Origin of the sequence: Helicobacter burdigaliensis, from assembly GCF_003670295.1 — a bacterium.
Taxonomy (GTDB): Bacteria; Campylobacterota; Campylobacteria; order Campylobacterales; family Helicobacteraceae; genus Helicobacter_D; species Helicobacter_D burdigaliensis.
Genome location: NZ_QXJG01000030.1, coordinates 1 through 14316, shown reverse-complemented (window position 1 = coordinate 14316; position 14316 = coordinate 1). Strand labels below are relative to the sequence as shown.

15 protein-coding genes are annotated in these 14316 nt (G+C 32.6%); 1 reads left to right on the top strand and 14 read right to left on the bottom strand.

Features of this window, described 5'->3' with window-relative positions; translation table 11 throughout:
* Nucleotides 1-264: 264 nt before the first annotated feature.
* From EBF09_RS08455 to EBF09_RS09250, 14 genes are all read right to left on the bottom strand, one after another.
* Nucleotides 265-1320, bottom strand: a complete 1056-nt coding sequence (locus EBF09_RS08455; protein WP_232817709.1) for a cytochrome-c peroxidase — start codon at nt 1318-1320, stop codon at nt 265-267.
* Between the two features lie 9 nt (nt 1321-1329).
* Nucleotides 1330-3903, bottom strand: coding sequence for a TonB-dependent receptor (locus tag EBF09_RS08450; protein WP_121764669.1), 2574 nt, complete (start codon nt 3901-3903; stop codon nt 1330-1332).
* 484 nt (nt 3904-4387) lie between these two features.
* Nucleotides 4388-5656 carry a 3-isopropylmalate dehydratase large subunit gene (leuC, locus tag EBF09_RS08445; RefSeq protein ID WP_121764668.1) on the bottom strand — a complete coding sequence of 423 codons (1269 nt, stop codon included), beginning with the start codon at nt 5654-5656 and terminating at the stop codon, nt 4388-4390.
* Nucleotides 5657-5658: 2 nt separating this feature from the next.
* A complete protein-coding gene (hisG, locus tag EBF09_RS08440; protein WP_121764667.1) occupies nt 5659-6273 on the bottom strand; it encodes an ATP phosphoribosyltransferase in 615 nt (204 codons plus the stop codon).
* A complete protein-coding gene (locus EBF09_RS08435) occupies nt 6270-6908 on the bottom strand; it encodes a type III pantothenate kinase (protein WP_121764666.1) in 639 nt (212 codons plus the stop codon). Before EBF09_RS08435 ends, hisG begins: the two co-directional genes overlap by 4 nt.
* Before the next feature lie 9 nt (nt 6909-6917).
* The gene (locus EBF09_RS08430) at nt 6918-7916 is read right to left on the bottom strand and encodes a hypothetical protein (RefSeq protein WP_121764665.1); all 999 of its coding nucleotides are present in this window, start codon (nt 7914-7916) and stop codon (nt 6918-6920) included.
* A complete protein-coding gene (locus tag EBF09_RS08425; protein WP_121764664.1) occupies nt 7913-8494 on the bottom strand; it encodes a hypothetical protein in 582 nt (193 codons plus the stop codon). Before EBF09_RS08425 ends, EBF09_RS08430 begins: the two co-directional genes overlap by 4 nt.
* A gap of 9 nt (nt 8495-8503) precedes the next feature.
* On the bottom strand, nt 8504-8935 hold the full coding sequence (gene dut, locus EBF09_RS08420; RefSeq protein ID WP_121764663.1) for a dUTP diphosphatase: 432 nt from the start codon (nt 8933-8935) through the stop codon (nt 8504-8506).
* A 9-nt stretch (nt 8936-8944) separates the two neighbouring features.
* The gene (gene greA / locus EBF09_RS08415; protein WP_121764670.1) at nt 8945-9418 is read right to left on the bottom strand and encodes a transcription elongation factor GreA; all 474 of its coding nucleotides are present in this window, start codon (nt 9416-9418) and stop codon (nt 8945-8947) included.
* A gap of 75 nt (nt 9419-9493) precedes the next feature.
* Entirely contained in the window at nt 9494-10615 is a 1122-nt protein-coding gene (gene lpxB, locus EBF09_RS08410; protein ID WP_121764662.1) for a lipid-A-disaccharide synthase, read from the bottom strand.
* Nucleotides 10608-11195, bottom strand: coding sequence for a hypothetical protein (locus EBF09_RS08405; RefSeq protein WP_121764661.1), 588 nt, complete (start codon nt 11193-11195; stop codon nt 10608-10610). The genes lpxB and EBF09_RS08405 overlap by 8 nt, the downstream gene beginning before the upstream one ends.
* Before the next feature lie 2 nt (nt 11196-11197).
* Nucleotides 11198-11788 (bottom strand): NUDIX hydrolase, encoded by a 591-nt coding sequence (locus EBF09_RS08400; protein ID WP_121764660.1) that lies wholly within the window; start codon nt 11786-11788, stop codon nt 11198-11200.
* Between the two features lies 1 nt (nt 11789).
* Nucleotides 11790-12998, bottom strand: a complete 1209-nt coding sequence (locus tag EBF09_RS08395; protein ID WP_121764659.1) for a peptidoglycan DD-metalloendopeptidase family protein — start codon at nt 12996-12998, stop codon at nt 11790-11792.
* 364 nt (nt 12999-13362) lie between these two features.
* Nucleotides 13363-13503 (bottom strand): hypothetical protein, encoded by a 141-nt coding sequence (locus tag EBF09_RS09250; RefSeq protein ID WP_198672578.1) that lies wholly within the window; start codon nt 13501-13503, stop codon nt 13363-13365.
* Between the two features lie 598 nt (nt 13504-14101).
* Between EBF09_RS09250 and EBF09_RS08385 the strand changes: the two genes are divergently transcribed.
* On the top strand, nt 14102-14316 hold a 215-nt coding region (locus EBF09_RS08385; RefSeq protein ID WP_157978199.1), incomplete at its 3' end, for a hypothetical protein.

Here is a 14316-nt window from a genome sequence, read left to right as displayed (position 1 = left end):
TAAAAGAGCAAACACAAGGTGTTGCTCAAATCAATGAAGCAGTAGCACAATTAGAGGGTGTAACACAAGATAATGTAGCAATTGCTAAAGATACGCAAGATATTACTAATAATGTAAATAGAATTGCAGAGGATATTATTAGCGATGTAAATAAAAAGAGATTCTAATTAGAATCTCTTTTAAATTCTTTTTAATATTATCTTTTATTTTTGTAAGATTGCATATAATATTAACTTGCGGAGTGAAAGAAAGGAATTTTAGGCTTCAAAGAGTCTTTAAAAAACTAACTAAAGCCTTTTTTTCTTCATCGCTTAGGTAAAGTGGTTTTAGAAGTGAATCTGTTTTTGGAAAGAGTGGATCGTCTTTTTTGTTGGGTTTTGGGTGAAACATTCCTGCATTATAAGCATTCACTACACCTTCTAAATGCGGAAATAGCCCATTATGCATATAAGGAGAAGTTTTGACAATGCTTCTTAGGCTTGGGGTTTTAAATCTTCCCATATCCTCATTTTTATGTGTGATTGCGTAGCGTCCAAAATCCTCATACTTTTTTCTTCCATAATAGGTTAAGCCAAGATTGTGGTATTTATAATCACTAAATGTTTGCCCAAAATGGCAGTTGGCACATCTAGCTTTAGTTCTAAATAAATGCAACCCCAAAATCTCTTCATCACTTAAAGCATTGTGCTTGCCTCTTAAAAATTTATCAAAGCGGTTGTGCTTTGGCATTAAGCTACGCTCATAAGTGGCGATTGCTTTAGCTATTAGTGTGGGCGTGATGATAGAAGTTCCAAATGCTTTTTTAAATTCCTCTTTGTAAGAGGGGATAGAGTTTAGCTTTTTGGCTGCTTTGTCTGGGTCAAATGCCATTTCTAAAGGATCTTTAATAGGCATTAGTGCTTGATCTTCTAGGCTTTTGGCTCTCCCATCCCAAAATTTCTCCTCCCCAAAAGCACTCATATAAATGCTAATGGAATTTCTTTTGCCAAGTGCTCTATTGTGTCCATAGCTCACACTTCTTCCATCGCTAAAACCTAGCTCTTTATCGTGGCAGTTAGCACAAGCAATTTGGTCGGATAAGGAAAGTTTTGGATCATTAAATAATCTTTCTCCTAGCTTTTCTTTTTCTTTAGAGTAGGGATTGTCTTTAGGGTAGGGGGGCGTTATGGGAAGTGGGGCTAACTCTTTAAATTCTACCCCCTCATCAATCCAAGCTTTTTCCCACTTGCTACTATCTTGTGCATACATAGCCCTTAGAGCTTTTAAGTCTATCCCAAAACTAAGACTAACAAATAGACTAAATATTATCCAAAGTTTCACTATTTCTCCTTAAAATTTATATCCTAGCTCTATCCAAAATTGCCTTCCGCTTTCATAAGAGGGGACTGCAGTTTGGTTGGCAATACCTGCGATAGGGGTGCCAGAATTATTTGTAAGTGCGCTCATTGTCTTTTTGTTTAATACATTAAAAATATCAAAGTTTGCAAAGAAAATGTTATCACCTACTATCCTTTTTTCAAACCCAAGACGCATATCCCAGCTAAAAGCACTAGGAAAATTAAATTTTTCATATTTTGTATATTGCTCTCCATTGATTTGTATAGTTCCATTAGCTACCATTCGCTCATATGGGGCACGATAGCGGAAGAAATTATTTAAAACCCATTGTGTTTTTAGGAGATTAAATAGATGTGTTGTGTTAAGCCTTATTGTGTGGGGGCGTAAGAAATTTTCCACAGGTCTATCTTTATAAGAAATTAGCTTACCATCATAATAGATTAATTCGTTTTCATAGTCAATATTTTCAATTGTTTGAGTATTGTAACCTCTTTTAGTTTGTGTGTAATCAAAGGCTAAAAGCAAGTAGTTTTGCACTCCTAAAAGCTCTAAAGGAATTTTGTTGTTAAGACTTAGAGTTATAATATCACTAGTGCTAGAGCCTTTATTGCTCCAAGTTTCATAGTTTTTATCATAGCCTTCTTTTTCTCCTTCTCCTTTTATACGCATAATCTCATCTTTGCCTTCTCTGTGGATATATTTAACTTGTGCGTTAAAAAGCTCTAGCTGTTGGTTAAGTCCTAAAACAAGTTCATCGCTATAAGGAATATCCAGTGTAGAAAATTTCACTTTAGAGCTAAGGGGTGTGTCTTTTGAAATTTCCCAAGGGGAGTTTGGTGTATCTCTGTGGAGTTGTTTTTGTGTGGATAGGACATTATCATAGAGGCGATAGCTAAGGAGATTCCTACCATAATATCTATTAGCACCTAAAACAAAAGTGCTTTTATACTCTCCTCCTCCCCAAGGAGCTATATAGCTTAGTGCAAATCGTGGTGCAAGGGTTTTTTTATCCATATAATCATCGCCCTCAAATCTAACTCCGGGGCGGATATTGAAAATCCCTGCATTTTTTAAATCTAGCTCCATATCATCTTCTAAATAAATTCCATAAGCCAGACTTTCAACACTTGCTTTTCCTTTTTGATAATAGCTTAAATCGCTCATCCATTGTCCGCTCCAAGTGGGCTTGTCATAAGGGGTTATGCTAGAGCAAGTGCTAAAGCCAAAGCTATCCACTCCACAAGTATAGCTTCCTAAATCTTTGGTTTTGCCAATGCTTGTATAAAAGTCTGCTAATCTTTCTCTGCTTGCACTTTGATAGTTTAGCTCTGCACCTAGTGAAATTTTGTGAGTTAGGTTTAAAAATGAAATCTCATCAAAATTATAATCACTTTTGTAATTTAGCGTTCTTTGAAGCTGTTTAATATCTCCATATCCTCCTTCATACGCATAAGGGACGCTATTTACCGCCCAATTTTTATCTGGAGCATATTGCCACCATATCCAATAATCTTTATCGCTATCTCTTGAGCTTTGTAAATTAGAAAAACCCAAAGAATTATTCCAAACCCCATAAGGAGTGCTGTAAATCCCTTTTATCCCACTTTGCAATCCGCCACTTTTAATGCGGTAAAAAGAATCTTTTGAAATTTCATTGTAGTAGGTATTGTCTTGGGGTGCATAGGCTATGTTTGTTTCTAGGTGAAAATTAGGCGATACATCATAATAGGCTTTGAGATAATAATTATCTATTTGTCTTTTTTGCTCTTTGGAGCTTCCTTTTTCTGTGCCTTCTTTTATAGTGTTATTGTAAGCTTGTAAGGGGATTTTAGAGCGTGTTTGTGAAATGCTTGTAATCAGACTTAGATTCTGGGTAATTTTTCCATTTAAAGAAGCTCTAAAAATATTTTTATTAAATTTTGGTTGGTAATTTTCATTAGAGCTTTGCAAAAATTCTGCATATTTATTGTCTTCTATAAAATAATGTGTGAGTTTGCTAGAAGTGTATTGCCATGATAAACTCCCATGCCATTTATCGCCTTTTGGCTTTTTAGTGTTAGCTTCTACTACTCCGCCCATAAAGCCACCATAAGCAGCACCTATATTGCTATCTTGTACGATAATAGATTCTAAAAGAGAGCTATCAATAGCCAAACCTTGAGATTTATTGCCTCTAAAAGACATAATCGTGTTTGTGTTATTTTCCCCATTGGGATCTAAATCGTTGTTGATATTAAAGCCATCAAGCAAAAAGCTATTTTGATAGAATAATCCACCGCTGATGCTAATATTTGCAGGATCTATTTCTCCGGGGGTATTAGAACTAAGCTGTGAATTATCAAATTGCACATTAGGAATTGCTTTTAAGATACTTGTAATATCTCCATTGCCACTAGGAAAGTTTTTTATAAAGTCTTTATCTAAATTACCGCTTTTTGAATTATAAGTATTTTCATCTTTTGCATTAATTGTAGATTTGTTGAGTAGATAAGTTTGTGTTTCTTGTGCGTTTAGACAAAAGGGTATCGCACAAATAAAAATTAAAATCAATGAATTTTTTAGCAATTTTGACTCCTTAAAATTATTAAAGCAATACTTTAATACAAAGATTATTAAAAGATAATAAAAATGATTATCATTTATATTTTAAGTTTAGAAATGTAGAAAAAGTGGTTTTTATAAGGCAAATTAGGGGGGGGGGTATGGACTAGATTATTAAAGAAGCAAATGTTTAAAAATAAAGGTTTTTTAATTTAAGTAAAAGTTACAAGAAAATTTTACTCATTCTTTTTGCAAAGAAAAAGGTAAATATTAGTTTATAATGTAGTGTAAAATTAGTAAAAAGGGTAAAATATGGTAATGATTTGGCTAGAGTTTCATATAAAGCTTTGGATTATTGCTAATTAATTTATCTATAATTGTGTGAGTTTAAGTAATTAAATAATTTAAGATTATAGTAAAAAGAAAGATTACAAGGAAGCCATCTAAAAGAGAAAAATCTTAATCAAGCAAAGGTGGGTTAAACCACTGCTTAAAGTAAAATATTAAATTAAATCTCTCTTGGATCTGCGATTTTACCTCTAATTGCACTATAAGCTGCAACTGCTGAATTTGCTAGATAAACTTCAGAATTTCTAGCACCCATTCTACCTACAAAATTGCGATTTGTAGTGGATACACAGCGTTCATTATCACCTAAGATTCCCATATATCCACCAAGACAAGCTCCACAAGTAGGGTTTGAAATTAAAGCACCACTTTCAAGCAAAATATCAATATAGCCTAATTTATGTGCGTCTTTATAGATTTGTTGTGTTCCTGGAGTGATGATAAGTCTTACATCTTTATGCACTCTTTTACCCTTTAAAATCTCACTTGCAATTTTTAAATCACTCAAGCGTCCATTCGTGCAACTTCCTATAAATACTTGATCAATCTTTAAATCATCTTTTGTGGCTTGTGTGATGCTCTTGCCATTACTTGGTAAAAAAGGATAGGCGATGATGGGCTCTAATTTGCTAATATCAATTTGCAAGATTTTGTTATATTTTGCGTCTTTATCAGAGAAAAATTCTCTAGGCTTAGCCCTCAAGCTTTTTCTTGAATTTAAAAATTCTCTTGTAATGTCATCAGGAGCGATAATTCCATTTTTTGCTCCTGCTTCAATAGCCATATTGCAAAGTGAGAATCTATCGTCCATATTTAAATATTTAATCCCTTCTCCACAAAATTCTAAGGTTTGATAGAGTGCGCCATCTACCCCAATTTGTCTAATCACTTCTAAAATCAAGTCTTTTCCATAGATATGTGGAGCAGGTTTGCCACTAAATTCTACTTTAATTGCACTAGGGACTTTAAACCAGTTTTTTCCACTAATCATAGCATAGGCTAAATCTGTGCTTCCCATACCGGTGCTAAAAGCCCCCAAAGCTCCATGCGTGCAAGTATGAGAATCTGCTCCTATAATTACATCTCCACTTACTACTAGTCCTTTCTCAGGAAGCAATGCGTGCTCAATCCCCATATCTTTTTCATCAAAAAAGTATTTTAGATTATGCTCTTTGGCAAAATCACGACTAATTTTTGCTTGATTTGCACTTGCAATATCCTTTGCGGGGATAAAGTGATCCATAACAATGCAAAATCCATCAGGATTTGCTAAAGCTTTAGCGCCACTTTCTTTGAATGCTTTAATAGAAAGTGGAGTTGTAATATCATTGCCGATTACCATATCAATGGGACAATCTATAATTTCCCCTGCATAAACTTCTTTGCCTACATGATTTGAAAAAATTTTTTCTGTAATTGTTTGACCCATTTTTACTCCTTAATATGATTTTTAAAAAATTCGTGCAAATGTAAAATTTCTTCTTTTTTTTCATAAAAGCTATTGCGATTTGCCACTAAATAAGCACTAATCTCCATAATAACTGCATCAATTTTAAGATTATTTTGTCTCATAGTGTCGCCAGTTTCTACTAAATCTACAATCGCATCTGCCATTCCTACAAGGGGGGCTAACTCAATAGAACCATAAAGCTTTATAATATCCACACTTAAAGCCTTTTTGTTGAAAAATTTTTTTGTGATATTTTCTAGTTTTGTGGCAACTTTTAAATGTGGATTAGAAAAATCAAGCACATAGTCTTTAGGTGAGCCAATGGCAACCTTGCATTTTCCAAATTTTAAATCCAAAAGTCTAACAAGGGGACTTTCTTTTTCTTCTAAAACATCTAAGCCTACTACACCAATATCAGCCGCACCTCTTTGGATATAAATAGGAACATCTTGATTTCTTACAAGCATAAAAGTGAAGTTTTTATGCGTTAAAATAAGCTTTCTATCTTCAAAGATAAGCTTTGCATTGAGATATTTTTCAAAAATTTCTAGGGTTTGTGCTGCGATTCTTCCCTTAGGGAGTGCGACTTTTATCATAGTTTGATACCTCTTGGAGTAATGTGAGTATGGATTGCATTTTGCATTCCTTTAAAGATAAGTAAATCATCATAAATAGAGTTTGGAAAATAGCGGGAGAGGAACTTTCCATCTCCTCCTGTAAAATAAATTTTTTTACCTTTTGAATTTTGAGCAATCATACAAACAATAGATTTTAAAACGCCATAACTAATTGCATCTTGCGTATTTTGTGGAAATGCTTCTAAATCTACGCTTAAATTAAAATCGCAATCTAGCACACTAATGGTGCTAAAAAATTCCCTATATCTCTCAATCCCAGGCAATATGCAACCACCAAGATGAATCCCATTATGCATAACATCAATAGTTATGGCACTTCCTGCATCTACGATCGTCCCATTTGGAACTGCAAGAGCAGCTGCTATTCTATCAATGCCAAGTCCTTTATAAGCTGTATCAAGATACAAATAAGGGGTAAGATCAAAGCATTTTGGGTGAGAATAGAGCAAGGATTTTGTAGATTCTTTATTGACGCTGATATAAATAATCACTTCATTAGGATCTTTTTTAGATAAGTTACTAGGCTCTTCTTTCCATACTTTTCCATGATTGTAAAAGTGTAAAAAAGTATTCCCAATGTCGCAAAGTATCATAAGTTAAGCCTAGTTTAAATCTAAATACGAATCATCTACAAAGATTTTTTCTCCAGCACTAAAGGCAGGTTCTTTGATTTCGCTAGGGATTTCAAAAACTTCATAACCGCTTAAATCATCTTCAATGCTTAAAAAATATCCTTGCGTTTCTAGCACATTGATTTTACGCCCGTGGTTTGGGGCGCTAAAATGGGCAAAAGGGAATTTTAAACGCTTAATTTCATTTAAATCCACATCTGTTAGGATAACTTCTCCTTCAGAAGAAAATAAAAAGATTCTATCTTCAAAGAAAAGAATATCTTTTAAATTCACTTCAAAAGTGTTAATAACACTTGGGCTTACAGAAATTACACGCTTAGGTGTAGCAGCTACCATTCTATTGCCAATGGCATCTAGGAAGATTACATTATTAAAATGCTTTTCTCCATTGACAACGATATTTCTAATCATACGCATACTAGGCTTGTCAATAATCACTAATTTACCATCTAAAGTTGGCATTACAATAATATCGCCTAAAAAGTAAGGAGAGGCGATGAGTGTGTTGTTTGTAGGAGCTGATGGATTAGATAGCTTATAAAGAGAATTTTTGGTATCAAAGTCAAAAATTTGCAAAGAATTATCATCAAAAATAATAGCAATGAGATTATTTTCCATACTCGCACTAATAGGATTTGCTTCAAAGTTTAGATGAATAGTATCTTTTGTTTGTTTGTTGATTAAGATAAGCTCTTTTGTGTTGCTAGTAGCAAGATAGTATTGTTCGCCTTCATTTAAATAGCGTGCATCTTTAGGAAGAGTTATATTAATCACTTCTCCATTTTTTGTGATGAAATTTCCATTTTTAAGTGTAGCCCCATCTCTTGAAATAGCTATGATAGGTGAGGGAATAGAGCTGGTATAAGAAGTGCTTCCCTTTAGTTCTCCCTCTTTTGGTTCATAATAGTATTTAGAGCCACAACCGCTTATAAAGAGTAAAACAAATAAAAATCCTAAGGCTTGTTTCATTTTGTATCTCCTGCTTTTAGGTGCATTAGTGCATTTGCAATTTCTTTTGTGGGCGAGTTATCGGGGATTTTTAAAAGAATTGTATCGGCTGCTTTAAAATCTCCTTTTTGAATTTGTAGATAGGCTGCTTCTAAAAGTGCAAATTCTCCTGAAGAACTTTGTGAAAGCTCGGGTATATCTTTGTTTAAACTTGCATTTTGGGCTTTTGCAAATTTTGCAATAATAGAATCTTTAGAGTTTTCCAAAGTTTTTAAAGTATCGTTATCATTAGAGGCAATGGCTTCTTTAAATAAAAATAAATCATAAAGCTTGCTTTTGCTGTTTTTGAGGGATTGCAGTGCTTCCTTATCGCCCTCTAGTGCTTTAGAGTAGAAATTATAGTTTTTTTGCTTTTGCATATCTGTATAGATTCCATTTGCATAGTAACCAATACATAATAAAACCATAAAAACAACTAAAATAACAAGAGGAGTTTTATAGCGTTTAAACCAACCCTCAAAACGGATTAATCCTTCTAGCATTTTTTCATCATTATTGATTTCTTTTTTAATGAAATCTAAATTTTGTTTCATACTCATAAAAGCTCCTTATTTATTTGTGCTACCAAATCCACCCTCGCCACGCAGAGTTGTATCAAGGGTATCTACTTCTTCTAGCACTGCTTTTTCTACTTTGCAAAGCACAGCTTGTGCAATGCGTTCGCCTTTTTTGATAGAAAAATCACTTTCACCAAAATTAATTGCAATGATTTTAATCTCGCCTCTATAATCACTATCAATCGTTCCTGGCGTATTTAGCACACTAATTCCATGTTTAAGTGCTAATCCACTACGCGGTCGCACTTGCACTTCAAATCCTTCTTCAATGCTTATTGCAAGCCCAGTGGGAATTAAAGTCCATTTACCCTTAGGGATAGTTAAATCTTCACAAGAACACAAATCAAGCCCCGAAGCACCTTTGGTTTGGTATTGTGGGATAATGGCATTTTCATTTAGCTTTTTAATTTTGATTTTAGTCATATTCCTCCTTTATTCAAAGTTGATTTCTTTGTAAAATACTTTTAAAATTTCATAATCTGCTTTGCCTCTTGGCAAGATTACATTGACTTCATCGCCCACGCATTTTCCTAAAAGCTGCTTTGCTAAGGGAGAATGAAAAGAGATTAAACCCTTATCAGGATTACTTTCTGTTGCCCCTACAATGGTGTAGCAAAGCTCTTCTTCAGTATCTAAGTCTTCTAAAAGAATTGTAGAGCCAAAGCTTACTTTATCGTGAGTGATAGTTTTAGGATCAATCACTCTAGCTTGAGCTAAAAGCTGTGTTAGCTCATTAATCCTAGCATCAATAAAAAGTTGCTTTTCTCTTGCTGCATGGTATTCGGCATTTTCTTTTAAATCCCCATGCTCTCTTGCTGTATCAATCTCTTTTATGTTATTAGGTCTTTCTACTTCTTTTAAATTTTTTAATTCATTAATAAGTTTTTCATAACCATATTGTGTCATTGGTTCATTTTGCACGATAATATCTCCAAATTGATTTTAATCACTCATCATACACTAACTGCTTTTAAAATGCCCTTATTTTATAAAGTTTTGAATCTTTTTTGCACAATTTGTGGCACTACCATTTTTTAAATACTCTAAAAGCACTTTTCTTTCTTGATAAAAGTGTTTAAAATCGTATGATTCCCAAGCTTTTAGGAGATTGTCTAAATTTGCATGGTTTTGCAAAAATTCTTGATGAATGGGGGCAATTTTGGGATTAGGATTCAAAGAGGGGTGTTTATAGTAGTAAAACTCCAAAAAGATATTTGCAAGTCCTATAAAATTTAGCTTAACAAGCATTCTTGCTATGAGATAATCTAGGTATTTTGCTTTATAAACTAAAAGGGTGGGGATACCCATAAGCGTGCATTCTAAAGTAGCAGTTCCACTACATACAAAGGCAAATTCACTTAAATTTAAAGCTTCATAAGTATCAAAATAGAGAGTAAAATCTTCTAGCTTTCCATAAATTTCTTCTAAATTTCTATTTTGCAAATGCTTTGGGACAATCAAAAAAGCTTTTTTACCTTTTTGTTGTAAGGCTTTAGCAAGGGGAATAAAAAGGGGCATTAAGGATTTTATTTCAGCCATTCTAGACCCGGGCATAAAAGCAATATTTCCACTTTTAGGGGTAGTGTTGAAAAAATGTGGAATCTCATCTAAAAGAGGATGTCCTACATAAGAGATTTTTCCTTTTTGTGTATAGAATTGTTTTTCAAAGGGCAAAATCCCCCACAATTCATCACAAATTTGTTCTAAAACTTTTGCTCTATAAGACTTCCAAGCCCAAACTTGAGGGAGAATATAATAGATAATCTTAGGAGTAATTTTATTTTTTTGAATGCTTTTGATAAGGGGAATGTTAAAAGAAGAGGAATCCATAAAAAGAGCAATATCGCAATTTAAGGCAATTTTTGTAAGTTCTTTTTTAGTTTTAAAATAAGTTTTAAGAACCTTTAAGGCTCCTATAAATCCCATAATTCTAAAATTATTTGGTGAGAAATCACTTCTAAAATCTTTTAACAAATGGCTATCAAAAATCCCGCATAAACTAAAATCAATTTGTAAGCTTTTAAGTTCTTTTAAAAGATAAAGCAAGTGTATATTAGAGGAGTATTCTAAAGAAGATACGAAGATTTTTAGGGGCTTATTCATACTCTTCTTCTTTATTAAAATCCCTAATTTCAATACCAAATTTTGAAAATTCTAAATCAAATTCTAAGAGCCATTTTTCAAATTCTTCAATATAAGCTTCTAGGAGCGTTGCATTGCCTGTTGCGATATATTCTTTTGCAGGGACGGCTAAGAGCTTTTCTGTATTTTTATAAAGAATCTCCACTTTTTTTAAGGGTTCTAAAATAGGTTTTTGAAATTTTTTTTGTTTTTCTTGCATAGTGTGAAGAGATTGTTTTAAATTCTCAAATTGATTTTGCAAGAAGCTTGTATCTTTGGGTTCTGCTTGGACTATTTTATAGATGGGTTGGTTTGCTTTGTTTAGGTGTTGCTCTAGTGCTTTATTTTTTTCTTCCAAGTCTTTATTTTGAGCTAAAAGCATTGCATTTTTAGCAGAAATTTCATTAAAAGTTTCTATAAGCTTTTTTTTATCCTCTTCTAAGAGTGCAAATTCTTCATTAAATTTTTTTCTTTCTTCTTCAAAAATTTCATAAATTTGCCATGCTTCTTTGATCTCATCTAGTTTTGCAACAAGCTTTGTGAGTGCTTCTGTATTTGCCAAAGTTAAACCTTATTTTTAAGATACCATAAAAACGCAAACATAATTCCTGAAGTTTTGGGGTAGCTTTCATTAAAGATAAAGGAATAAGCTTCTTCTTTTTTGATATAGATAACTTCTATATTTTCATCATCCACACCCCCTCCTTTTGTTTTTTGCATGCTTTCATCAATACTGGCGACAAAAAGAGTTTGTTTGCTTCCAGCAAATCCCACAGAACTATAAAATTCTGTGATTTTTTCTATATTTTCTAAAGGCACATCATACCCACATTCTTCCAAAATTTCTTCTTTTGCGATTTGTTTTAAGCTTTTATTGGGTTTATCAGTGATGCCTGCACAAAGTTCATAAGTATAGCCAAGTTCCTGTGCGATTGCATTTCTTTGTTTTTCTTTTAGATAGACAGCGGGGCGAAATTGTTTGACGATACAAAAAGCGTCTTTTTGTGTATGGTATAAAAGCACAGCAACGCTATCATGCGCTTCTATAATATCCCATGCTCTCTCTTTGCCATTCTCACAAAAAAGCATTCGTTTGGGTTTGACATATTTAGAATCCACACATTCACAAAAGCGGATATTGCTAATTTGTTTCATTTTAGTTGAGGGCATTTTGTGGCGTTTTTGTAAGATACACAATATAAGAATTTTGCGTTTTTTGGATAGGGCTTGTATCTATGCTATTTGCCAAAGCAGAATGCAGATCATTCTTATAAGAGTTTGCAAGCTCTAAAAACTCTTCTTTTTGTTTGCCTTTAAGTGCAGAAACAGCGATTCTTAAATGTTTTAGAGGGTTGAGGGCATTTCCATTTTTATAAAGTCCAAAATGTAAATGAGGTCCTGTGCTAAGCCCTGTGCTACCGACAGCACCGATTACTTTGCCTTGTGAGACATAAGAGCCACTTCTCAATCCTTTTTCAAATTTTTGCATATGTGCATAGAGAGTTCTATAACCATTTTCATGTTGGATAATGATTGTTTTGCCATATCCTCCTTTTGTGCCCAAAAAGATTATTTTACCTTTTCCAGCAGCCTTGATAGGAGTGTATCTAGGTGCTGCATAATCCACTCCTAAATGGGGACGTTTGTATCCTAAAATTGGGTGTTTTCTACCCATAGAAAATTGAGATGAGATTCTTTTGTATTTTAGAGGAGTAGTTAGAAGGTATTTATTAAGATGGTTGCCATTTAAATCATAAAAATTCCCATCATTATTTCTAAAAACATATTGATTATGGTTACCTACATTTAAGACAGAGGCCTTAATTTGTGGCATTCCAAAGGGTCTTCCAAGGCGATATTTTCTCTCATAAATAATTGCTATTTTATCATCTTTTTTGATTTGTCTTCTAAAATCTACACTATTTTTATAGCTTTGGATAAATTCATGTGCTAAAAAACTATCCCCAGTATAATTTGCAATATCATTATAAATAGAGCTTTGCACAGAGAGGGCAATTGTTTTTTCTTCTTTAAAATAAAGGGTGGGAATAGCTCTTAATCCATAGCCTTTAGAATCTTTATAGATATGGAGTTGTGAATCTTCGTTGATAGGAATGAGTGCTTGGAGCAAAGTGTCTCCCTCATAAAGAGAGTAGAAAGTATTTCCACTGATGATTTCATCGGCTAGCTCTTTATCTTCAGCAGGGAGATCATAATAAACTTTAAGGGGTATTTTATTTTCTTCAAAGAAATTTAAAATCGTTTTGCCTTGAGGCCATTTGGCTTCTTGGATAGTTGCTGCATAAAGAAAATTTGAAAACAACACAACAAATAGCAATAAAATACTCTTTAAAATTTTATCCATAATATGCACAACTCCTAAATTTAAAAATTAAAATAAGCTTAATTATAGCAAAAACTAATGAAATTTTAACTTAAATTAATATTAAAATTTACCAAAAGATAAGGATTATGTCTTGCTTATATTTCAAAAGAAGAATTTTTATAATAACTAAAATTTAATTAAAAATAAGATTTTCATATTTTATTCTTTTTTAAAAAGTTATTTTTTAAAATTTAAAAATTAAATGTTATTTATGTAAATTTATAATATTTACATAAAATTTTAAATTAGATTTTATTTTATTAAGGAGGTTTTATGTGTTTTTTAAATCTTAATACCTCTTCCCTTATAGTGCGGGGGGGGGGGGGCAAATAGCCTCTCTTTATTAACCTTCTTTTATCACTATCCCCTTGTCATTGCGAGCAGTGCTTGCACTGCGTGGCAATCTAAATGCTATTGCAAATCTTACAAATAAACTCTTATTTAAAACTAAAACAAACACTATAAATAATTCTAAACTATCCACTTTGTCATTGCGAAGAAGCTTTGCTTCTGAAGCAATCTATTCTCTTTTGTCCTTGCAGGATTTATACTCTTCCTTCCTGTCATTGCGAGGCACATTGTGCCGAAGCAATCTAAAAAGAGCAACCAAAAAATTTAAACCATTCCTTTTTAATTTCTCTATTCTCCTAAACTCTTTATTCAAAAGTAATTCTCTTAGGCAGGAAGTGGGAACCCTAAAACTGCAAGCAGTTTTTTCTCATTCACTGCTTAAGCAGTTAATCCTTTGGAAAACGCCACGAGAATTCTTTTGCAATAAAGAGTTTTACTCTAAAACTCTTAAAGACTCTATTAGAGGATTCTTTTCCCCATTTATGAATCCTCTACTAGATTCTTTAAAAAAGGAGAATCAAAAAAGAATAAAAAGAATCACTTGAATTAAACAAGAAAGAAGAATCTAAAAGAACTTTCTTTTATAGAAACTTCCTTTAGATTCTTTAATTAAATAAGAAAGAATAAAAAAGAAAAACAATTTCTTTTTTTCTTTTTCTTTCTTTTAAAAGAATCTCAATTTAACAATATTCTTTAATAAGAATCACTTTATTTAAAAAGGAGAAAGACAAATGCAAACAAATACACAAACAAAAACTAATTTACATTATTCTTTAAATCAAACATTAAAGAATAAAGTCTTTAAAAGTAAATCCCATTCTATAAATACTTTTAAAAACAAATCTTCTTATTCTTTTAAAAGAACTCTTAGCATTAGCATAGTAGCTTCTATACTCTTATCTAATCAATTAGTCTTAGCTAGAAATATAGATAATAATACTTTACC